Annotated in this window: 19 protein-coding genes; 6 read left to right on the top strand and 13 right to left on the bottom strand. The window is 55.6% G+C overall.

The genetic code is table 11. The features are described from left to right. Nucleotides 1-56 precede the first annotated feature (56 nt). Nucleotides 57-419, bottom strand: coding sequence for a helix-turn-helix domain-containing protein (locus tag RTM06_RS01020; RefSeq protein ID WP_293794401.1), 363 nt, complete (start codon nucleotides 417-419; stop codon nucleotides 57-59). 97 nt (nucleotides 420-516) lie between these two features. Between RTM06_RS01020 and RTM06_RS01015 the strand changes: the two genes are divergently transcribed. Together RTM06_RS01015 and treF are read left to right on the top strand one after the other, a co-directional pair. Beyond that, nucleotides 517-1,371 carry an SDR family oxidoreductase gene (locus RTM06_RS01015; RefSeq protein WP_312179262.1) on the top strand — a complete coding sequence of 285 codons (855 nt, stop codon included), beginning with the start codon at nucleotides 517-519 and terminating at the stop codon, nucleotides 1,369-1,371. Between the two features lie 403 nt (nucleotides 1,372-1,774). After that, on the top strand, nucleotides 1,775-3,433 hold the full coding sequence (treF, locus tag RTM06_RS01010) for an alpha,alpha-trehalase TreF (RefSeq protein ID WP_052026007.1): 1,659 nt from the start codon (nucleotides 1,775-1,777) through the stop codon (nucleotides 3,431-3,433). A 164-nt stretch (nucleotides 3,434-3,597) separates the two neighbouring features. Here treF and RTM06_RS01005 read toward each other — a convergent pair whose 3' ends face one another. After that, nucleotides 3,598-4,545: a sensor domain-containing diguanylate cyclase gene (locus RTM06_RS01005; protein WP_256697362.1), complete on the bottom strand. Its 948-nt coding sequence runs from the start codon at nucleotides 4,543-4,545 to the stop codon at nucleotides 3,598-3,600. Nucleotides 4,546-4,898: 353 nt separating this feature from the next. Here RTM06_RS01005 and RTM06_RS01000 point away from each other — a divergent pair, with 353 nt between their 5' ends. The 4 genes from RTM06_RS01000 to RTM06_RS00985 all read left to right on the top strand — a co-directional run bounded on the left by RTM06_RS01000 (nucleotide 4,899) and on the right by RTM06_RS00985 (nucleotide 10,627). Then, nucleotides 4,899-8,114, top strand: a complete 3,216-nt coding sequence (locus RTM06_RS01000; protein ID WP_312179259.1) for a transporter substrate-binding domain-containing protein — start codon at nucleotides 4,899-4,901, stop codon at nucleotides 8,112-8,114. Nucleotides 8,115-8,126: 12 nt separating this feature from the next. After that, nucleotides 8,127-8,837 (top strand): response regulator transcription factor, encoded by a 711-nt coding sequence (locus RTM06_RS00995; protein WP_256697364.1) that lies wholly within the window; start codon nucleotides 8,127-8,129, stop codon nucleotides 8,835-8,837. Nucleotides 8,838-8,948: 111 nt separating this feature from the next. Beyond that, on the top strand, nucleotides 8,949-10,013 hold the full coding sequence (gene uxuA / locus RTM06_RS00990) for a mannonate dehydratase (RefSeq protein WP_312179257.1): 1,065 nt from the start codon (nucleotides 8,949-8,951) through the stop codon (nucleotides 10,011-10,013). A 200-nt stretch (nucleotides 10,014-10,213) separates the two neighbouring features. After that, nucleotides 10,214-10,627: an ester cyclase gene (locus RTM06_RS00985; RefSeq protein ID WP_265299143.1), complete on the top strand. Its 414-nt coding sequence runs from the start codon at nucleotides 10,214-10,216 to the stop codon at nucleotides 10,625-10,627. Here the strand turns inward: RTM06_RS00985 and RTM06_RS00980 are convergent. The 11 genes from RTM06_RS00980 to RTM06_RS00930 form a co-directional block, all read right to left on the bottom strand. Next, nucleotides 10,610-11,032 (bottom strand): MarR family winged helix-turn-helix transcriptional regulator, encoded by a 423-nt coding sequence (locus RTM06_RS00980; protein ID WP_265299140.1) that lies wholly within the window; start codon nucleotides 11,030-11,032, stop codon nucleotides 10,610-10,612. The two genes, RTM06_RS00985 and RTM06_RS00980, sit on opposite strands and share 18 nt — an antisense overlap. A 43-nt stretch (nucleotides 11,033-11,075) precedes the next feature. Next, the gene (fabF, locus tag RTM06_RS00975; protein WP_312179256.1) at nucleotides 11,076-12,338 is read right to left on the bottom strand and encodes a beta-ketoacyl-ACP synthase II; all 1,263 of its coding nucleotides are present in this window, start codon (nucleotides 12,336-12,338) and stop codon (nucleotides 11,076-11,078) included. A gap of 35 nt (nucleotides 12,339-12,373) precedes the next feature. After that, a complete protein-coding gene (locus RTM06_RS00970; protein WP_312179254.1) occupies nucleotides 12,374-12,916 on the bottom strand; it encodes a helix-turn-helix domain-containing protein in 543 nt (180 codons plus the stop codon). Nucleotides 12,917-13,079: 163 nt separating this feature from the next. After that, the gene (locus RTM06_RS00965) at nucleotides 13,080-13,772 is read right to left on the bottom strand and encodes an amino acid ABC transporter permease (protein ID WP_312179252.1); all 693 of its coding nucleotides are present in this window, start codon (nucleotides 13,770-13,772) and stop codon (nucleotides 13,080-13,082) included. 15 nt (nucleotides 13,773-13,787) lie between these two features. Then, nucleotides 13,788-14,474 (bottom strand): amino acid ABC transporter permease, encoded by a 687-nt coding sequence (locus tag RTM06_RS00960; RefSeq protein ID WP_293794437.1) that lies wholly within the window; start codon nucleotides 14,472-14,474, stop codon nucleotides 13,788-13,790. Nucleotides 14,475-14,556: 82 nt separating this feature from the next. Next, on the bottom strand, nucleotides 14,557-15,372 hold the full coding sequence (locus tag RTM06_RS00955) for a transporter substrate-binding domain-containing protein (RefSeq protein WP_312179250.1): 816 nt from the start codon (nucleotides 15,370-15,372) through the stop codon (nucleotides 14,557-14,559). Nucleotides 15,373-15,392: 20 nt separating this feature from the next. After that, complete coding sequence (locus RTM06_RS00950) at nucleotides 15,393-16,130, bottom strand: amino acid ABC transporter ATP-binding protein (RefSeq protein ID WP_265299132.1); 738 nt, start codon at nucleotides 16,128-16,130, stop codon at nucleotides 15,393-15,395. Between the two features lie 10 nt (nucleotides 16,131-16,140). Next, nucleotides 16,141-16,707, bottom strand: coding sequence for a peroxidase-related enzyme (locus RTM06_RS00945; RefSeq protein WP_312179246.1), 567 nt, complete (start codon nucleotides 16,705-16,707; stop codon nucleotides 16,141-16,143). Then, nucleotides 16,704-17,186 (bottom strand): hypothetical protein, encoded by a 483-nt coding sequence (locus RTM06_RS00940; RefSeq protein ID WP_312179244.1) that lies wholly within the window; start codon nucleotides 17,184-17,186, stop codon nucleotides 16,704-16,706. Before RTM06_RS00940 ends, RTM06_RS00945 begins: the two co-directional genes overlap by 4 nt. Beyond that, nucleotides 17,183-18,637, bottom strand: a complete 1,455-nt coding sequence (locus RTM06_RS00935; RefSeq protein ID WP_312179242.1) for an NAD(P)/FAD-dependent oxidoreductase — start codon at nucleotides 18,635-18,637, stop codon at nucleotides 17,183-17,185. The genes RTM06_RS00940 and RTM06_RS00935 overlap by 4 nt, the downstream gene beginning before the upstream one ends. Nucleotides 18,638-18,934: 297 nt before the next feature. Further along, entirely contained in the window at nucleotides 18,935-19,894 is a 960-nt protein-coding gene (locus tag RTM06_RS00930; RefSeq protein ID WP_312179240.1) for a LysR family transcriptional regulator, read from the bottom strand. Nucleotides 19,895-20,046: the final 152 nt, after the last annotated feature.

Below are 20,046 nucleotides of genomic sequence, written 5' to 3'. Positions count from 1 at the left end.
ATAGCACCCGGAGGAGAATGATCGAGATATAAGGGTCGCCATTCATGGCGACCTTCTCAATCCGCCTTCAATATCCGATGTACATTGCTTTCCAGCCAATCTGCCAGCCCGGTCACCTGCCCTTCCACCTCGCGGCCTAACGACGTCAAACGATACTCGACGTGCGGCGGAACCACTTCATAGGCGATGCGCTCAACAAAACCATCCTCTTCCATATAGCGCAGCGTCTGCGCCAGCATGCGTTCGCTAACACCGCCAATTTTGCGACGCAGCTCGCTAAAGCGCAGGGTTTCTTCGCGCAGCGCCAGCAAAATCAGTACGCTCCAGCGGCTGGTAATGCGTTTTAGCACTTCGCGCGACGGGCAGTTCACGTTAAGCAACTCACCGCGCGTAAATTTTTCACTCAGCTTTTCAGACATTTAACTTATCCACCTCAAACTAACAAATCAGTAAGTACTTACTAAAAGTTAGTTTATCGCTTAGGCTGTTTTCATACCAGTTCAAAAGGAGAACAACATGATTGCGATTACAGGTGCCACCGGCCAACTGGGCCGTTTGGTGATTGACGCGTTACTGAAAAAAGTGCCGGCTAGCGAAATCATTGCAGCGGTGCGTTCGCCGGAGAAAGCAGCCGATCTGCAAGCATTGGGCGTGACGCTGCGTGCGGCGGATTACGGCAAACCGGAAACGCTGCACAGCGCCTTTGCTGGCGTCGATAAGTTGCTGCTGATCTCTTCCAGTGAAGTCGGCCAGCGTGAAGCGCAGCATAAGGCGGTGATCGAGGCGGCAAAAGCCGCCGGCGTCGGCTTTATCGCTTACACCAGCTTGCTGCATGCCGATACATCGCCGTTGGGATTAGGCGTTGAGCATCGTGCGACTGAAGCGCTGCTGAAAGCTTCCGGCATTCCGTTCGCGCTGCTGCGTAACGGCTGGTACACCGAAAACTACGCGGCGAGTATTGCGCCAGCGCTGGCGCATCATGCCTTTATTGGTGCGGTCGGTGAAGGTCGTATTGCTTCGGCGGCGCGCGCTGACTATGCGGCGGCGGCAGCCGAAGTGATCAGCCGTGACGATCAGGCTGGCAAAGTGTATGAACTGGCTGGCGATGACAGCTACACGCTGGCGCAGTTCAGCGCCGAGATTGCCAAACAGTCGGGCGAGCAAGTGGATTACATCAACCTGCCGCAGACCGAATTTGCTGCCGCGCTGAAAGGTGCCGGTTTGCCAGATGGCTTGTCCGAGATGCTGGCAGATTCAGATGCCGGTGCTGAAAAAGGTGGATTGTTTGATGATAGCCATACGCTGAGTAAACTGATTGGTCGCCCAACCACGCCGTATGCGGAAGTGATTAAGGCGGCGTTGCAGAAGTAAGGTGCGGCCTGATGCCCTCACCCCGGCCCTCTCCCACGGGGAGAGGGAGATAAAGCTCGATCGGTTCCCTCTCCCACCTGCGGGAGAGGGTTAGGGTGAGGGGAAATACAGCTCCGTCCCCGCTGCGTATGCCATCAATTGATCAAGCCATCCCGCGCTTTTTCGCGCAAATTTTAGCGATTTTCTTAAATACAGATAATTCTGCGTACCTATTTAAACATCCATCTTAAACGCCGCTTTCATTTCCTGAAATATAGTCCGTTGTAATCGCTGAAAAATCGTAAAAACACCGGATCCATCGACATGATTTATTACGTTCATAGATAAATCGCATTGTTGTTTCGCCCGGTCAGAGCTCTATAATTTGTTCTTTACGCATTCAAGAATTTACCAGGAGGCTGCTATTAATACTAACCAACAGCAATATAACGCTTTCGAGGATCGACGCGCTGATGCTGAACTGGAGTATCAATATAATCCTCATGAGTTCGTTCGCGAAGGTATGCAGGATTCGGAGCCGGAACCCGAGCTGATTGAAGGTCTGCCCGCGCCGGATGCGCTGACGCCTGCCGATCGCTACATGGAACTGTTTGAGCAGGTGCAAACATCGCACATATTTGCCGACAGCAAAACGTTCCCGGACTGCGCACCAAAATTCGATCCGCTGGATATTTTAATTCGTTTTCGTCGTCGTAAACGCGCAGCGGATTTTGATCTGGAAGCATTCGTGCATGAACATTTTTATTCACCTCAGGTGAATGAGAGTTTTTATGTTTCCAATCCGGATAAAACCTTAACCGAACATATTGACGATCTGTGGCCGGTGTTAACCAAAATGCCGCAGCAACATTTAGCGCATTCATCGCTGCTGCCGTTGCCGAAACCGTATGTGGTACCCGGCGGCCGATTTGGAGAAACCTATTACTGGGACTCCTACTTCAGCATGCTCGGTCTGGCCGATGCGGGCCGCGACGACCTGCTGCGTCACATGGCGGATAACTTCGCCTGGCTGATTGATAACTACGGTCACGTGCCCAACGGCAACCGGACTTACTATCTCAGCCGCTCGCAGCCGCCGGTATTTGCGCTGATGGTCGAACTGTTTGAAGAGGATGGCATTCGCGGTGCGAAACGCTATCTCGATCAGTTGATGAAAGAGTACCAGTTCTGGATGGATGGCGCGGGTGAGTTGATGCCGCATCAGGCCTATCGCCACGTGGTGCGCATGCCTGATGGTTCGCTGCTCAACCGTTACTGGGACGATCGCGACACGCCGCGCGATGAGTCGTGGCTGGAAGATATTGAAACCGCGAAGAAATCCGGTCGTCCGGCGAATGAGGTTTACCGCGATCTGCGTGCCGGTGCCGCATCCGGTTGGGATTACTCTTCCCGCTGGCTGCGCGATCCGCAGCGTCTGGCGAGTATCCGCACCACACAATTTATTCCCATCGATCTTAACGCTTTCCTCTACAAGCTGGAGCTGATGATTTCGACTTTGTCCCATGCCAAAGGCGAAGAATTGACGGCGCTGGCGTGGCAGAAAAAAGCCGATGCGCGTAAGCAGGCGATTCACCGCTATCTGTGGGATAACACCGCCGGTGTTTACCGCGATTACGACTGGCGCCGCGAGCGCTTTGGGGCCTTTACCGCCGCAGCAGTGGTTCCGCTGTTCCTTGGTCTCGCCTCACCCGAGCAGGCGCACTTGCAGGCCGTTGCGCTACGTCATCTGCTGTTGACGCAAGGCGGTTTGCTGACCTCGATGGTGGAAAGCGGTGAACAGTGGGATAAACCCAATGCCTGGGCGCCGCTACAATGGATGGCGGTTGTCGGTTTGAATCACTACGGTGAAGAGACGCTGGCGACAGAAATTGCCGTTAACTGGCTGAATACGGTGAACAATTTCTACTCACTGCATCATAAGTTGGTGGAGAAGTATGACATCAGCGGCGATCGCGCCCGTCCGGGTGGCGGTGGTGAATATCCGCTGCAGGACGGCTTCGGCTGGACCAACGGCGTGACGCGCAGATTGATGACCATGTATGGGCATTTGCTGGCGGATTAAGGATGGTGCGGTTTGATGCCCTCACCCTGGCCCTCTCCCACAGGGAGAGGGAAACGCTGCCATATGTAAGCTCTATCGGCCTGAGGAGAGGGAAACGCTGCCACATGTAAGCTCGGATCTATTCCCTCTCCCGCCTGCGGGAGAGGGTTAGGGTGAGGGCAAAGCTACCCCGCCAACCCAAATCCCTGCTTACCGTTCTTCTTGATCTGATACATCGCCTCATCCGCCCGCATCAGCGCTTCATCGAAGCTGTCGCGTTCCTGCACCTGAGCAATGCCCATCGATGCGCCAATCTGTGCGTGACCGTTATCAATATCAAACGGTGTTAGCGCGGCATCCAGCACCGCCTGCAGCAGAATGCGTACTTTCGGGTAGTCGATCAGGAACGGCATCAGCAGTACAAACTCATCGCCGCCCAAACGACCAATCACCACGTTTGGCGGCAGCACATCGGTGATGCGCTGACTCAGCTGAATCAATACCTCATCCCCGCTGCGATGTCCCAGCGTGTCGTTGACGTGTTTGAAGTTATCGAGATCGATAAACGCCACGCATAGCGGCCCCAGCGCTTTCATCTTGCTGTACTGCGTGTGCAGCGCATGGCGGTTGGTCAGTCCGGTAAGCGGATCGTGATGCGCCAGCGATGAGAGCTGCGCTTCATACTGCTTCTCTTTGGTCATGTCGATGTGCGTGCCAGTGACTTTGATCGGATTGCCCGCTTCGTCCCATTCGGTGACGCGTCCGCGATCCAACACCCATTTGATGCTGTCGTCCTTGCCCAGCATACGGTGCAGCGCTTCGTAGTAAGGCGCGCGCCCTTCGATGTGATCGTAAAAGGCTTTCAGCACTTCGTCTGCGTCATCCGGATGCAAGCGATCGCGCCATACATCGAACTGGGCTTTGGTCTCTTTCGGCTGGAAACCCAGCATCGCGCCCCAGCGACGGTTAAAAATCACCAGTTTGCCGCTGGGAATATGCAATTGCCACAAACATAAACCGGTTCCATCCAGCGCTGCACTCAGCTTATTACGCGCGTCATGCGCTATACGCTTTAATCGCGCATTATGCTTTTTCAGGTTCTGAATCTGCTGACGCAGCGCTTCTTCTGACATGGTCGGCTGAAGGAGAGGAAATAAGCGCTATTTTGCCTGCCGGGAAATTTCTGTAAATAAAACAAATGAAAAGCCGATTAGCAGCGGTAAATTGGAGAAATTTCAGGAGTTACGTCGAAAGTTTCCAGTGAAAACAGCTGACTAAACTTACTTAAGTGCCAGCCTTAACTAAGCCCCCGCCTACAGACGTAAGAATTTTCCTAAATACCATTTAATAACTGTTTAGTTTCGTGCCGCTGTGAGGAGTCAACTGGCGCATCAAAGCACCGCCAGAAGGCCGCACCGCCGCACGGCAGTGCCTGACTGCAACAATGAAAACTGAGAATCAACTCGTGGGCAAACGCATTCTAAGCATGATGTTTCTGTTGGGGTTTTGCCTGTCGGCATGGAGTGCCACCACTCTAAAATTCACGCCGCGTTATGGACTGGTTTCCCCCGAAGTGACTTTGGATGCTGAAAGCCATCGCTGGCTACAACGCCATCCAGTGCTGCGCGTTGGCGTGTGGAGCCACACGTTACCCCCCTACTCGGTTGAATTTGAAGAAAATACCTTTGAAGGTTTATCCGCCGATTATCTGGCTATCATCGCGAAAACGCTGAATCGCCCCGTGGAAGTAAAGCGTTATAAGACCCGTATTGAACTGGTTAACGCACTCAGTAACAAACAAGTAGATTTAATTCCTTACTATCCGCAGGCCGCCAATCACGAGAGCAAACTGGCGCTGAGTACGCCCTATTCGCTGGCGCAGAGCGTATTAATCAGCCGTCGCCAGGCAAAATTTGATCGTCAGTTAAACGACAGTCACTATCGCCTGATGTACTACGGTGACGACGAACTCAAGGCGTTGCTGCATAAACGCTATCCCAAAGCGATCCTGGAGCCTGCCTCACCGCCGCTTTGGGCGTATACGGATACCGCATTTAACGAAAACACCGTGTTCTGGAGTAACTCCGCCACGCAACGCTATCTGTCACAGCGCGGCTTGCAGAACATCATTGAAGGGCACAGTACGCCTTACATTAATGATGTCGATGCACGCTTTGCCACCCGCGCCGATAACTCATCGCTCATTGATGCCATCAATGAAATCCTCAAAAACATTCCTCTGCGCAACGCCGTACAGATCGCCGAAGCGTGGGGGCTGGATTATCAGTCGGTGGTGAAAAACCATCCGCTGGATCTTACTGAAGCGGAAGCCAACTGGCTGGAGCAGCACCGCGATATCACGGTGAATTACGATCCTACCCATATGCCTTTTACTTTTCTGGATGGTAAGCAACGCATTGCTGGACTGAGCGTGGATCTGTTGAAATTGATTTCGCAACGCACAGGAATCCGTTTTCACTATCAACCGATGCAAGGTTTAAGCACTATGCGTGATGCCCTGGTCAATCAACGCGATTCGCTGATCGTGGTGAGCGACGCCGCCTCAAAGCAGAGTGAACATATTGTTTACACCCGCTCTTACATCTACTCTCCCTGGGTTGTGATGACGCGCAACGACAGTACCTGGCGTAATTTCAATGAGATGGCAGGTAAGCGGATTGGAATCTATGAGCGCTCTTATTATCGCTTCGACTTACGCCGTCGCTGGCCTGAGATTGATTTCAAAGAAAACGCCGTTTCAATCGATGCGCTTGGCCAACTGCAGGACAAGCAGGTTGATGGTTTCATCGTGCCGTATGAATCGGCACAGTATTTGCTCAATAACCACTTTAATGACCGCTTTAAAGTGGCCTTTGTGCCTTCCTTACCGATGTTTCGCCTGGCAATGGCGGCCAACGCTGCGGATCCGCATCTGATTTCGATCCTTAACAAAGCGCTATCCGATATTCCGCAGCCGACCATGCAGTCGCTGATGGAGCGCTGGATCAAATACACGCCGCCCGCCACCGTCACGTCATGGCAAAGCTATCGCAGTTACGTGCTACGCATTATCGGCGTGGCTGGCATATGCCTGTTGTTCTTCTTATGGCGTAATCATTTACTGAAGTCGTCACTATCGAAGCAGCGTCAACATGAGCGCGAAATGAGCAGCCAGCTGCATTATATCGAAACGCTGCTGGAGGATGTGCGTAAAGCCAAGCGCGCGGCGCTGCGCTCAAGCGAGGCCAAAAGTACTTTCCTTTCGCATATGAGCCATGAAATCCGCACGCCGCTGGCGGCGCTGATTGGCCTGCTTGAAATCGAACATTTAGGCCAGAGCGACGAATCCCAGCGGCAGAAGAATATCGATCTGGCGTGGGAATCCTCACGTTCGCTGCTCTCGCTGGTAGGCGATATTCTCGACCTGGCAAAAATCGAATCCGGCCATTTCAGCATTCGCCATATGCCGATGTCGCTGAGTGACGTGGTGCACGATACCGAAGCACTGTTCCGTCAGGTAGCACATAACAAAGGGCTATCGCTCAATGTGATGCTGGAAATTGATCAGGACTGCGTGCTGTTTGATCAGGTGGCGTTAAAGCAAATTCTCGCCAATTTAGTGAGTAACGCCATCAAGTTCACCGCTCAGGGTGAAGTCGAGGTGGCGTTGTATCAGGCCGATCCCAGCAAGCCCGAATACGTATTGGAAGTGTGTGACAGCGGCATTGGCCTGACGCCTGAACAGCAGAAAGCCATTTTCGACCCCTTTATTCAGGTTGAACAAAGTACTAATCGCGTTAGCGGCACCGGCCTAGGTCTCAATATTTGTCGCCGCCTGGCGGTGATGCTGGGAACCGAACTACATGTTGAGAGCGAGCCCGATGCCGGCAGCGTATTTATGCTGCGCTTCACTGCCCAACCTGCCGCTGTGCTGGAGACCGAAAGCCAGCATCCGCCGCTGGAGGAGCTGGCACAGATTTCGTTACGCATGTTAATTGTTGACGATAACGCCACCAATCGTCTGTTGCTTGCACAGCAATTGCGCTATGCCGGACACCACGTTCTGGTGGCTGATGGTGGTGAAACGGCGCTGACGCTGTGGCGAGAACACGAGATTGATCGTGTCATTACCGATTGCAATATGCCCGGCATGGATGGCTTCGAATTTACCCGTCAGCTTCGCATCGAAGAGAAATTACTCAATCGCCGCGCAGTACCGATTTATGGCCTGACGGCGATGGCGGAAGAGCGTGTCGCGCAGCTTGCCACACAAGCAGGTATGGATGGTTGTCTGTTTAAACCGCTGGAGCGCACGCAGCTGCTTAAAGTGTTAACCGGTGCGCCGACCAACCAGATACGTTCTGACACCTTACTCACGCTGGAAAACCTGGCCGCCAATGATCCGCAAGCCTGGTGCGATCTGGTGACAACAGCCCGACAGCAAAATGCACGCGATCTGGCTCAGTTGCAGCAGGCTGTAGCGGAGACGAATTTCGCCAGCGCGCGCCATGCGGCACATCAACTGCTGGGCAGCGCAAAATTGCTGCGCGCCGAGGCATTACAACGCAGTTGCCTTGCGGCGGAGCAAGCTGCAGAGCAACAAGATGGTGCATGCTTAGCGCAACAATTGCCAGGCGTGATCGCTGCTGTCGCTGAATTGGAAAAACTGTTCCAGAACGCACTCGAAAATACCCCCCATTAATGAGGTGAACCCATGAAAGATAGCGCCATTTGGCAAGTTGCCGTATTAGATGATCACCCGCTGATTGGTAAAGCGATTCAGTATCGATTAGCGCAAGAGCCCGAGTTGGCGTTGGTCGGCGCTTTCGCGCAGCGCCAACAGTTGATGACTTTCCTGCAGCGCAATGCTGTGGATGTGTTAGTGCTGGATTACATCCTCGGCGATGATGAACTGGATGGCTTACAGATGGTGAAACAGCTGCGAATGCGCTATCCGCAACTTAAAATCCTCATCTCTTCCGCTGTCGAAAAACCGGCGATTGTGCAGCTGTTGTTGAAAGCCGGTGTGCAGGGTTTTGTTGGTAAAAGCGAAGATCAGGAAGTGTTGATCAAAGCGCTACATCAGGTGTGCCGCAACAAACTTTTCCTCACGGCAGACATGCTGCTGGAGATGGACAAATTCAAGGAAAGCGACAAAGAGATGCACGATTATCTGCTGCCACGAGAGATGGGCGATGACATTACGCTGTTACTGCGTGAATTGAGCCCTCGCGAGATCGAAGTGATTCGCTGTTATCTGGATGGATTAAGCATCACGCAAATCGCCGGCAAATATGCACGCAGTCGTAAAACCATTAGTGGGCAAAAACAGACAGCCTTGCGCAAATTGGGTCTGCGATCCGATCTTGAATTATTTAAATACAAAGAGCATTTCAGCGGAATTGTGCTGAACCATAATGCTTAAATTGTGTTCTGTGACGCGGATCAAGGCTTATTCGCCGCATCACACTGTTATGATGTTTACTAGAATGGTAGTTTACCAGTTATCACAGATACGATAACGGTGGATGACAGTATGCAACTGACAATGCGTTGGTTTGGTCCGAAAGAAGATAAGGTTTCGCTGGAATATATTCGTCAGGTGCCGGGCGTGCGCGGCGTAGTGGGCGCGCTGTATGACGTGCCGGTGGGTGAAACCTGGCCAAAAGAGAAAATTAACGCGCTGGTTGAGCAGGTGCACGCCGCCGGGCTCACCGTGGAAGTGATCGAAAGCGTTAACATTCACGACGACATCAAAATCGGTTTGCCGAGCCGCGATCGATATATCGAAAATTATAAGCAGAGCATCCGCAACCTGGCCGAGGTTGGCGTGAAGGTGATTTGCTACAACTTCATGCCGGTGTTCGACTGGATGAAGACCGACATGAACTACGTGCTGCCGGATGGCTCGCTCACCATGGCGTTCGAGAAGAAAGGCATCGATAAGAGCCTCGACGAAGTGGTGCAGGAAGTGCTCGGCAACTCCAATGGTTTCGCCCTGCCGGGCTGGGAACCGGAACGTCTGGCAAAAGTGCAGGATCTGTTTGCCCAATATAAAGATGTGGATGACGCGAAACTGCGCGAAAACCTCGCTTACTTCCTGAAAGCGGTGATCCCGGTATGTGAAGAAGTGGGCGTGAAGATGGCGATCCACCCGGACGATCCACCGTATTCGATCTTCGGCCTGCCGCGCGTGGTGAAGAACCGCGACGATCTCGACTGGATCTGTAATGTGGTCGATTCTGAGGCCAACGGCATCACGCTGTGTACCGGATCGATTGCCGAAGATCCGAGTAATGATGTGTACGCTATTCTGGCTGAATTCTCGCGCCGCAAACGCATTCCGTTTGCCCATGTACGTAACATCAATATTATTCAGGACAAAGATTTTTACGAGTGCGCGCACCCAACGGAATACGGTTCGCTGGATATGTATAAAGTGCTGCAGTCGATGCATGACAACGGCTTCGATGGTTACATCCGCTCGGATCACGGTCGCTTTATCTGGGGTGAAACCGGTCGTCCGGGCTACGGTTTGTACGACCGCGCGCTGGGCACCACCTATCTGCTGGGATTGTGGGAAGCGCTGAGTAAGCGCTGAGTTGAGTGCGCTTTGTCCCTCACCCTAGCCCTCTCCCGCAAGCGGGAGAGGGGATTTTTTGCTCCCTCTCCCCGTGGGAGAGGGCCGGGGTGAGGGCATCAACGCGCAGCAGCCTTCACCGCACAAGCTATCAAACTCCCCCTTCCCACTTGCCGTTAAATATATACAGTTAAACTGTACATATTCAGCGGGGACTCACCATGTCAGAACATAACAAAGCCGTTGTGCGTCGATTCAATCAGCAGGTGATTGCCGAAGGCGATCGCCAGGCTTTCGATCAACTCGTCGGCGAAAACTTCATTAACCGCTCAGCGCCAGCCGGCGCGCCCAGCGATCGCGAAAGTCTTTGGTACACCTTCGATCAGATCCTGCGCCCTGCTTTCTCCCATCTTCAGGTGCACATTGAAGATCAAATCGCCGAGCGCGATTGGGTCACCACGCGCAAAACAATAACCGGCGTTCACAGCGGATCGCTGATGGGCATCGCGCCCACCGGTTTACCTGTAACGATCGCGGTGATCGATATGGTGCGAATTGAAGAGGGAAAATACGCGGAACATTGGGGCATGAACACGCTGGCGGCGGTGATGACGCAGTTAAAGCAGTTTGCGTAACGCAGCCAGCCCTTTTTGCAGATCGTCGCGATCCTGCTGGTCGAGTGTTTGATTGATGCGCGCCGCAAGCCAGTCGGCACGCTGTTGACGTGCGGCCGCCAACGCAGCGCGCGCCTGATCGCTCAGCACAATCACCTGCGCCCGCGCGTCCTGCGCGCTTTTTTGTCTCAGCACCAAATCTTGCGCCTCGAGTTCGTTAATCACTAATCGCATGCTTTGATGCTTCACGCCGCGCAGCCTCGCGAGATCGGCGATAGAAAGCGCGTCATGGCTGTCGAGCAGATCTAAGGTTTCATATTGCGAGGTGCGCACGGTCGCGGTGCTGACGCGGACGTTACGTACCAAATGACTGACCATCTTACGGAGCTCTTCCGCCAGCTGCTGGGTTTCATTTTCAGTGCTCAAAGGGGCGATTCCTGCGCGCTATCGTCGGTCCATTATAGGAAACCTATTGCCAGGCTTTAAACAACAGACTGGCATTCACGCCGCCAAAGCCAAAACCGTTGGAAAGCGCATAGGTCATCGCCGTCGGCTGTGGTTTCAGCGCCACCAAATTCAGGCCAGCAGCCGCTTCATCCGGATGCTGCAGATTGAGCGTCGGCGGTGCAACCTGATTGCGCAGCGCCAGAATCGAGAAGATCGCTTCCACGCCGCCCGCCGCACCAAGCAAATGTCCGGTGGCCGATTTGGTGGAGGTAATCGCCACCTTGCTGCCAGCGAACAGCGCGCTAATTGCGGCCAACTCGCCCTTGTCGCCAACCGGCGTCGACGTGGCATGCGCATTGATATGCTGCACCTCGCGCGCGGTAATACCCGCCTGCGCCAGCGCGGTTTCCATCGCCCGACGCGCGCCCTCACCATTTTCCGGACCGGCGGTGAGATGGTAAGCATCCGCGCTGGTGCCGTAGCCCACCAGCTCCGCCAGCGGTGTCGCGCCGCGCGCCTGCGCATGTTCCAGCGATTCAATCACCAGCAATCCCGCGCCCTCGCCCATTACAAAGCCGTCGCGGTCGCGATCGAACGGACGCGAAGCCTGCTCGGGACGATCGTTAAAGCCGCCCGACATTGCTTTCGCCGCCGCAAATCCGGCCAGGCTCACGCGATGGATCGCCGCTTCAGTGCCGCCGCACAGCGCGATATCCGCTTCGCCGCTGCGAATCATTCGTGCCGCATCACCAATCGCCTGCGCACCCGCCGCGCAAGCCGTCACCGGCGCGCCAATCGGCCCACGAAAACCGTGCGCAATCGAAACGTGTCCGGCCGCCAGATTGGCGAGGAACGAAGGAATGGTAAACGGCGACAGACGGCGCGGCCCACGCACGGCGGTGGTTTCTACCGCGTTAGCGATCTCGTTAAACCCGCCGATGCCGGTGGCGATTACCGTGGCGGTGCGCTGCTGTTGCACGTTGTCCTGTGGGAACCAGTTAGCTTGCGTCAGCGCTTCATGCGCGGCCACCAGCGCGAACTCAATAAAGCGATCCATCTTCTTACGATCTTTGGCGGCAATAATGCCGTCGGGATTGAAACCGTGCAGCGCATCCTGCTCCAGCGTCGGCACCTGTCCCGCCACTTTGCAGGCGATGTCTTGCACCATTTCCGCTGGCAAGGCGCTGATGCCCGATTTTCCCGCCAGCAGCGCCTGCCAAACCGCTTCCGTGCCGCATCCCAGCGGCGATACCAGCCCCATGCCGGTAATGACAATTCGTTTCATCTTTAACTCCTTAATCTGCAGGTGCTCGTTGCACGTCAGCGTGATGATTGCAGCGCCGGCGGCGCAAATTTTTGGGTGCTATCTCCAGCGCGTTTTTTCTGCAGATAATCATGGCGATAGTGCATCATCGGCTCCGCTGCCGGGCCGGGCACCATCTGATATTTATCCAGCGTCAGCGGCTGTCCGTTTTCGCTATCAACCAGTTGCATCTTCACCGGACGCTGCGTGGCGGTTTCCACCAGCTGCATCTGACGACCTTCCGGCGAGAAATGGGTGCTGCCCCATTCGGCGAGCGCCAGAATCACGCCGCGAAAATCGCGGCCTACAGCCGTCAGGTGATATTCAAAGCGTGCCGGGCTGGTGCTGTAACACACCTTCTCCAGCAAACCATCGTCCACCAGCGCTTTCAGCCGCCGCGACAAGATGTTGGGCGCCACGCCGCTGCTTTTCTGGAATTCATCAAAGCGGGTAAAACCGGCCAGCGCGTCGCGCATGATCAGCATGCTCCAGCCATCGCCAATGCGCCCAAGGCTGCGCGCGATGGGACAAGGCATGTTGTTGAGCGGTTGGTTTTTCATGACTGGGTATCCGACATCGGTATGATGGCGGATACTGTTGCAGAGTGACTTTCATTTTGCAAGTGACTTGCAGAATGAAAGTTTATAGCGAGCATAAAAAAAGGTGCGCATGAATGCGCACCTTACAGGGTTTCGTAGGGTCGCCATTCATGGCGACCTGGCTTTACGTCCGCACCCGCAACCTCGCCTCGATCTTGTCGGCGATCTTGGTCACCACATACGCAATCACCATGTAGAACACCACCGCCACCAGGAAGGCTTCGAGGTAATAGAAATTCAGCGCCGCCGTCAGCTGCGCCTGAGCAAAGATATCCACCACTTCGATGGCAAACGCCAGCGACAGCGCTTTCATGATCACCATAAAGGCGTTGGCCAGATCGGGAATCGCCGCCACGATAATCTGCGGGAACATCACGCGGCGGAACAGCTGACCGCCGCTGTAACCCAGCGACAGCGCCGCATCCGATTGTCCGCTATCAAACGAGTTAAGTGCGCCCTTCCACACTTCCGCCTGAAACGCCGCGACGCAGGCACTCAAGGCGACGATGATGATCACCCAATTCGGCAGTGAGTGTGCATTCACTTTCACGCCAATTAGTGTGGCGACTAAGTCCAGCGCCGGCGGCAAACCGTAATAGGCGAGGAAAATCACCACAACCATCGGCACGCCTTTGAAGGCAATCTTGTACGCGATCACCACCTGGCGCAGCACGGGAATACGGCGATGTTCAATAAAGGCAAACAGCCCGCCGAGCAGCGTCGAGCAGATAAACACCGTTACTGCCATCAGCAACGTCACCGGCACCGCATCGAGAATGCTCCAGAAGTCCGGCAGCAAAACCTCAAGATCAAACATGGTTTCTCTCCCTTATCAGACGCTGGTGAATTTGACGCGTGCAGCGGTTTTCGAGCTGTACTTCGCGTGACGTTGTTCGAAGAAACGGATAATCAACCAGGCCACGCCGCACAGCAGCGAATAGAGCACCGCCAGCACCAGATAAGTGCCGAACTGATATTGGTTGTAGTCGCGTTCCATAATCAGATGCGCCGTCGCCATCACATCCGCCGCACCGATGTACATCACCAGCGCCACGTTATGAATCAGATAGATAATCGCATTGCCGTAGCCCGGCAGCGCATAGTGGACCGCTTGCGGACCGACAATGCGCAGCATTTTCTGGCGGAAGCTGTAACCCATGCTGTCGGCAGCGTCATGCTGGCCGTTCTCCACGGCGAGAAACGCCGGGCGCATCACTTCCGACAGATAACCGCCGTGATACAGGCTCAGGCCAATCATCGCCGCGATATTGGCGGTGACAAAATCGCTGAAGCCAAACTGCTCGGCCACCAGCGGCAAGCCATAAAAAGCGACAAACAGCTGCAGCACCACCGGCACGCTGCGCGCGTACGAGACGTACAAATCGACACACTGGCTGATGACCGGGATGCGGCGCACGCGGAACACGGTGGCGATCAGCGCCAGGAAGAACCCGACGATCATCGCGACAAACATTATGCCAAGCGTCAACGGCAGTGCCGAGAGCAGCTCGGGAATCATCGAAGTCAGATTCACGGTGAAACACTCCTGCTAACAATGAAGCTGCGCCCGGCTCAGCGCCGGGCGCAGCTTTAATGAATCCTTATTTCATGTACTTCGTGACGTCTTCGCCAAACCACTTCTGCGCCAGCTTATCCAGCGTGCCGTCGGCTTTCAGCTGCTGCAGCGTTTTGTTGATGTCATCATTCAGCGCCTGGTTCTCGGCGGAACGATGAATCAGCACGTAAGTGTTGTTGATGGCCACCGGCTCGCTGGCTTTGATCGCCAGTTTCTGGTTGTCGATCACCGTTTGCTCGCCGAGGTTCGAAGGCAGGATCAGCGCATCATATTTGCCACGCTGCACCTCTTTCAGACGATCCGGATAAGGCACGCCAGCGCTCGAGGCTTTGATCTCAACCTTGTCGTTCGGGTTTTCCTGCTGCCACTGCGTCACGAATTTGTACACGCCGCCGCCAGCGGTGACCGGTACGATGTTCTTGCCGACCAGATCTTTCATGCTGTTGATGGTGCTATCGCTGCGGCTGTAGATCTTCATCAGGCTGGCACCGATTGGCGCATCCGGGATCAGGAACTGTTTGCTGCGCGTTGGCGCTTTGTAGTAACCGCCGGTCGCCATGTCATATTTGCCGGTGGCAAGGCCGGTTTCCTGGGCGATATCCGCCGCACCTTCCATCACAAATTTGTACTGCGGCAGTTTGGCGTTGATGGCTTTTAGCACGTCCGGCTCGTAGCCCTGCGGCTCGTGACCAATCGCGCCCCACGACAGCGGCTTTGATTCCGCTGCGGTGGCAATTTTGATGGTGCGCACCGCGTCGGCGAAGCTGTTACCGCTGACCAGCGCCAGCGCGATGATGCCAGGCGCGGCCAGGCGACGTAAGGTGGTTTTGATTGCAGGCATGTCGTTGATTCCTTTAATTATTAGAATACGCGTTCTGAATTGAGGAACTGAGCAAGTCGCGGCAGGGTTGGATTATCGAACATCTCAGTCGGGCTGCCCTGCGCGGCCACCACGCCCTGATCCATAAAGACGATGCGGTTCGAGATGCTTTTGGCAAATTGCATTTCGTGCGTCACCAGCAGCGAGGTAATGCCGGAAGACGCCACATCTTTAATCACTTTCAGCACCTCGCCCACCAGCTCTGGATCGAGCGATGAGGTCGGTTCATCAAACAGCATCACATCAGGTCGCACCGCCAGCGCACGGGCGATGCCGGTACGCTGCAGCTGGCCGCCGGAAAGCTGCGACGGATAGTGATCCAGCTTGGCACCCAATCCCACGCGATCCAGCTCCTGCACGGCGATATCGCGCGCTTGCTGCTTGCTTTTGCGTTGAATGACGATCAGCGGATCCATCACGTTTTCCAGCACCGTCATGTTTTTGAACACGTTGAACTGCTGGAACACCATCGCGGTGCGCAGGCGGATCGCCTGGATCGCCGCTTTATCCGGTGACTGATAATCCATGCGGATCTGATCGAGCTGAATGGTGCCCGAAGCCGGTTTCGCCAGATAGTTAATGCAGCGCAGCAGCGTGGTTTTACCGGTGCCGCTTGGCCCGATGATCGACACCACATCGCCGCGTTTCACCGACAGATCCACACCTTTCAGGATCGGCGTGCTGCCGTAAGCGAGCGTAATATCGTTGAGTTCTAACATGCAGCAGCCCTTATTTGTTCAGGTCAGCATGGCCAAGCACATGCATCAGACGGTTGGCCCAGCCAAAAATGGCGATGGCGTGGATCAGATCGATAATCTCCTGATCGTTCATGCCGACCGCGCGCAGTGCCGCCATATCCCCGGTGCTGGCTTCTGACGGCGTCCCCGACAGGCGACGGGCAAAACGGTAGATCGCCGCATCACGCTCGCCGAGCACATCCGCACGATCAAAATAGATGGCGCTCACCACCGCATCACTCTCCGCCAGCTGCGCATGGCGACGCGCATGCACCACCGCGCAATACTTGCAGCCGTTGACGATCGACGCACCCAGCGCGCCGAGTTCACGATCCGCGCGATCCAACCCGCCATCGACATACATAATGGCGTTGAACAGCACGGTACGCGCCACGTAGCTGTCGGGATCGTGCGCTAACGTGCGCACATATTCGGAGATCTTCTTATTGGATGGCGTCACTTTCATCGCATCGAGCTGCGCGGGCGTGGCATCTGCCACCTCAACCGGCGCGATATACGGATGCCAATGCAGTGGCTTGAGATTAACCGACGGAATCATGCAGACCTCAACAAACGTAATCCGGCCGCGACGCGCGTCTGGAAGTTAACAAAAGCGATCAGCTCGGAGAGCGCCACAATCTGCGGATTGCTCAGTCCGGCCTGCTCCAGCAAGCGAATGTGCTGCTCGGTGGCGTTCATTGGCTGCTGGGTAACGAGATCGGCATGGCGTGCAATCGTCGCCAGCGGTTCTGGCAGATCGCTTGCGCCTGCCGCCAGTGCCAGCAAATTATCCGAAGGCTGCAACGCCGCCAGCTGCGTCTGATAATCCTGTTGCAGCTCGGCATCGTGGTTGAGCTGCGCCATACGCTGCGCCAGCGCCAAACGCACATCCGGCGCTAAGCCCTGATCGTCGTTTGGTGCCAGCACCGAGAGGCGGCACTGTTCCGCGCCGTCAACAAATTCCGGGCGCAGGCGGCGCGTGCCGTACAGCGCATCTTCAGCGTTTAAGCCAACTGCGCGATCAATTGCGTCACTCACTGCGCGTTCTCCTGGTTGAGTAAGGGCGTTGAATCCACCCATTCATCACCCTGCAATTCAGGGGTATCAAAAGCCTGTAAGTTGGCGTAATGCTGCTCGACGTCTTCGGCAAACAGCGAAGCGGTGATGCCGCGCACAAGACGATCGGCACCGGCGCTCACCGCCGGAATATCGCCGGAGACTTTGCCGTGCGTCAGCATCGCCGCATCGTTGAAGCAGTGAATGTGCGCCAACAGCGGACATGCGCCTGGCGTCAGTTCGCGGAATTCAAAAGCGGGGCCGAGATCCGGCGCTTCCAGCAAACCGTGACGCGGCGCGCCCATTTGTGGCTGATAGCGTCCGTCACGCCAGCTGCGGATATGCGGCGCGATGGCGGCAAACTCCGGGCGGCCGTGGAAATCGTTGCTAAAGCCGGTCGCAGCAATCAGGTAGTCGTAGCGCAGCGGGCCTTGCGTGGTTTCGATCAGCAGGCCATCGGCTTCTTCTTTCACCGCATTGATGCCGCAATCAAGCAAGAAGCGCGCATTGGCATGGCGCGACACGCGCAGCGTTGAGGAGCGCGGCGGCGGCGTTTGCGTGGTGGCGGTGTAATCGACAAACTTCCACTTCCACGCGTCCGGCAGCTGATGCATGCCGTGCACCACGCCCTGGCTGCCGATGCCGGTCATTTTGTTGATGCGCGGCATCTGCTTACGACGAATCAGCAAATCTACTGCGCCCGCGCCGTGTTCCAGAGCGGTGGCGGCGTTATCCATCGAGGATGCGCCCGCACCAATCACCGCAATGCGTTTGCCTTTTAGGGCAGAGAAATCAATGTCGTCGGCGGAGTGCGCCCAGAACTGGCGGCTAACACCTTGCAGGAAATCCGGCACGGCGAAACCGCCAAGGCCAGAACGTCCGGTGGCCAGCACCAAACGGCGGGTGTAAATGCGGCCGGTTTCAGCACCGCTGAGATCGAGGGCAATCAGATCATCGGCAAAGGCAATGTTGTTGATGCGCACATTGTTGCGCACCGGCAGATTCAGCACCTCGCGATACCAAATCAGGTAATCCATCCACTGCGCTTTAGGAATTTTATCCAGCGCTTGCCAGGCTTCTTTACCCCACTGCGCGGTAAACCACGCGCGGAACGTCAGTTGCGCCATACCAAGCGCCGGGCCATGCAGCGATTTCGGTGAACGCAGCGTTTCCATGCGCGCAAAGGTCACCCACGGACCTTCCAGCCCGGCGGGTGCGGCGTCATACGCCACCACATTGCTGATGCCGGTGAACTGCAATTTCGCCACTGCCGCCAGCCCGCACATGCCCGCGCCGATCACCACCACGTCACGCACCGGCGCGCCGTCCTGCGTGCGCTCGGGCACCCAGGATTTCGCGGGCAGTTCAAGATATTCCAGATCCTGCTGAAGCTGAGCTTTCAGCACGGCAAGGCCATCGGCGGCATAAGTCATAGACGTTTTCCCAGAAATAAGCGGCAGCCAGAGTACGGACGAAACCACTAAAGCGCGTTAGTGACTATGCATTTCCATTATCCTGATAACACATAGTTAATGGGTAATAATCACTAAAAAGCATAGTAAGAGCTAAGGCTTCTCATAATCCTCTTGCCCTAAAACAGAGTCAATATTCTCGCTCAGCTTTTGACCAATGGATTTCTTATATCTTATGCCGAAAATGTTATAAGCGGATTTGACGTTCGAACGTAGGGTCGCCATTCATGGCGACCTTGCTAATCACCGCACAACACTTTATTCCTGATTAATCAACCGCATAATACGCGGATGTTCACTGGCGGGCAGACGCTCAAAACCTGGCAACAGAGTGGCGGCAGCATCTGCCAAAGCCTCAACCAAGGCCTGCGCAGCAGCAGAAATCTGGCGCCCCTGCGGCGTAATCACGCCAAAATAATAAGGAATATCCTCCTCCAGTGGACGAATCGCCACACCGGCCAGCGGCATGCCCCATGCGGTGACCGGTTCGAGGATCGCCACGCCCAGCCCAGCGCGCACACAGCCGAGAATATTGGCGGAGGAGTTGGTTTCGATGGTTTCGTGCAGCGGCGTTTTGACCTTTTTCAACGCTTTTTCGTAGCGTCCACGCAGCCGCTGCGGGCTCCACGGCGCAATCAACCGCCGTCCCGCCAGGCTGCTCAACGACAGCTGTGATTGCGCCGCCAGCTCATCGTTCTCGGGCAGCGCCACCACACACTGCGACTGCCCAATCCAGTGTAGCTCCACCGCGTGATGCTCCAGCGGCAAGCTGCATAAGCCGAGATCGGCTTCGGCAGTGATCACCGCATGCGCCGTCTGCACTGCGGATTCACTGATGATCTGCACTTTGTTTTGCAAATTGAGCGCGGCCAGCGCCTGCGGCAGCAAACCCGCCGCCAGTGCAGGCGTGGCGGCAATGCTCAGCGGACGATGTTGCTGATGGGCGATCTCCTGCGCACGCAGGCGAATCTGCTGCAATGAGAGCAGCGCTTTCTGCACGTATTGATGCAGCTGCAGCGCCTCTTCCGACGGATGAATACGCGGCCCGTTGCGGATAAACAGCGGATAACCCAGCGATTGTTCCAGCTCCTGAATCAAACGCGACACCGCCGGCTGCGAGCGATTGAGCGCCTTCGCCGCTGCGGTGACGCTACCGGCAGAGATCACTGCCGAGAAGGCTTCCAGCTGCCGCAAATCCAGGTCGTTTAAAATGGTCATCGCGCGATTTTCCCTAACTCATTGATCGTTCCCGACATTGGCGCGGGAAAGTTTTCATCATAGAGAGAGTGGTGGGAATTAGCCACAGGGGGAAAGTGCGCGTTGTCCCTCACCCTAGCCCTCTCCCGCAGGCGGGAGAGGGAACAATTAGG

It is taken from the genome of Pantoea sp. CTOTU46764, assembly GCF_031974595.1.
Classification (GTDB): Bacteria; Pseudomonadota; Gammaproteobacteria; order Enterobacterales; family Enterobacteriaceae; genus Pantoea; species Pantoea trifolii.
Note: the sequence above shows the minus strand (reverse complement) of the source record. Positions and strands in the feature narration are given on the sequence as shown.

What these genes read in the sequence shown, in the direction of transcription:
- RTM06_RS01020 (WP_293794401.1), bottom strand. Translation starts at nt 419, where the DNA reads ATGTCTGAAAAGCTGAGTGAAAAATTTACGCGCGGTGAGTTGCTTAAC.
- RTM06_RS00985 (WP_265299143.1), top strand. Translation starts at nt 10,214, where the DNA reads ATGTCAGAACATAACAAAGCCGTTGTGCGTCGATTCAATCAGCAGGTG.
- RTM06_RS01015 (WP_312179262.1), top strand. Translation starts at nt 517, where the DNA reads ATGATTGCGATTACAGGTGCCACCGGCCAACTGGGCCGTTTGGTGATT.
- uxuA (WP_312179257.1), top strand. Translation starts at nt 8,949, where the DNA reads ATGCAACTGACAATGCGTTGGTTTGGTCCGAAAGAAGATAAGGTTTCG.
- RTM06_RS00930 (WP_312179240.1), bottom strand. Translation starts at nt 19,894, where the DNA reads ATGACCATTTTAAACGACCTGGATTTGCGGCAGCTGGAAGCCTTCTCG.
- RTM06_RS01000 (WP_312179259.1), top strand. Translation starts at nt 4,899, where the DNA reads ATGATGTTTCTGTTGGGGTTTTGCCTGTCGGCATGGAGTGCCACCACT.
- RTM06_RS00950 (WP_265299132.1), bottom strand. Translation starts at nt 16,130, where the DNA reads ATGTTAGAACTCAACGATATTACGCTCGCTTACGGCAGCACGCCGATC.
- RTM06_RS00970 (WP_312179254.1), bottom strand. Translation starts at nt 12,916, where the DNA reads ATGAAAAACCAACCGCTCAACAACATGCCTTGTCCCATCGCGCGCAGC.
- RTM06_RS00955 (WP_312179250.1), bottom strand. Translation starts at nt 15,372, where the DNA reads ATGCCTGCAATCAAAACCACCTTACGTCGCCTGGCCGCGCCTGGCATC.
- RTM06_RS00960 (WP_293794437.1), bottom strand. Translation starts at nt 14,474, where the DNA reads ATGATTCCCGAGCTGCTCTCGGCACTGCCGTTGACGCTTGGCATAATG.
- RTM06_RS01005 (WP_256697362.1), bottom strand. Translation starts at nt 4,545, where the DNA reads ATGTCAGAAGAAGCGCTGCGTCAGCAGATTCAGAACCTGAAAAAGCAT.
- RTM06_RS00945 (WP_312179246.1), bottom strand. Translation starts at nt 16,707, where the DNA reads ATGATTCCGTCGGTTAATCTCAAGCCACTGCATTGGCATCCGTATATC.
- fabF (WP_312179256.1), bottom strand. Translation starts at nt 12,338, where the DNA reads ATGAAACGAATTGTCATTACCGGCATGGGGCTGGTATCGCCGCTGGGA.
- RTM06_RS00995 (WP_256697364.1), top strand. Translation starts at nt 8,127, where the DNA reads ATGAAAGATAGCGCCATTTGGCAAGTTGCCGTATTAGATGATCACCCG.
- RTM06_RS00965 (WP_312179252.1), bottom strand. Translation starts at nt 13,772, where the DNA reads ATGTTTGATCTTGAGGTTTTGCTGCCGGACTTCTGGAGCATTCTCGAT.
- RTM06_RS00935 (WP_312179242.1), bottom strand. Translation starts at nt 18,637, where the DNA reads ATGACTTATGCCGCCGATGGCCTTGCCGTGCTGAAAGCTCAGCTTCAG.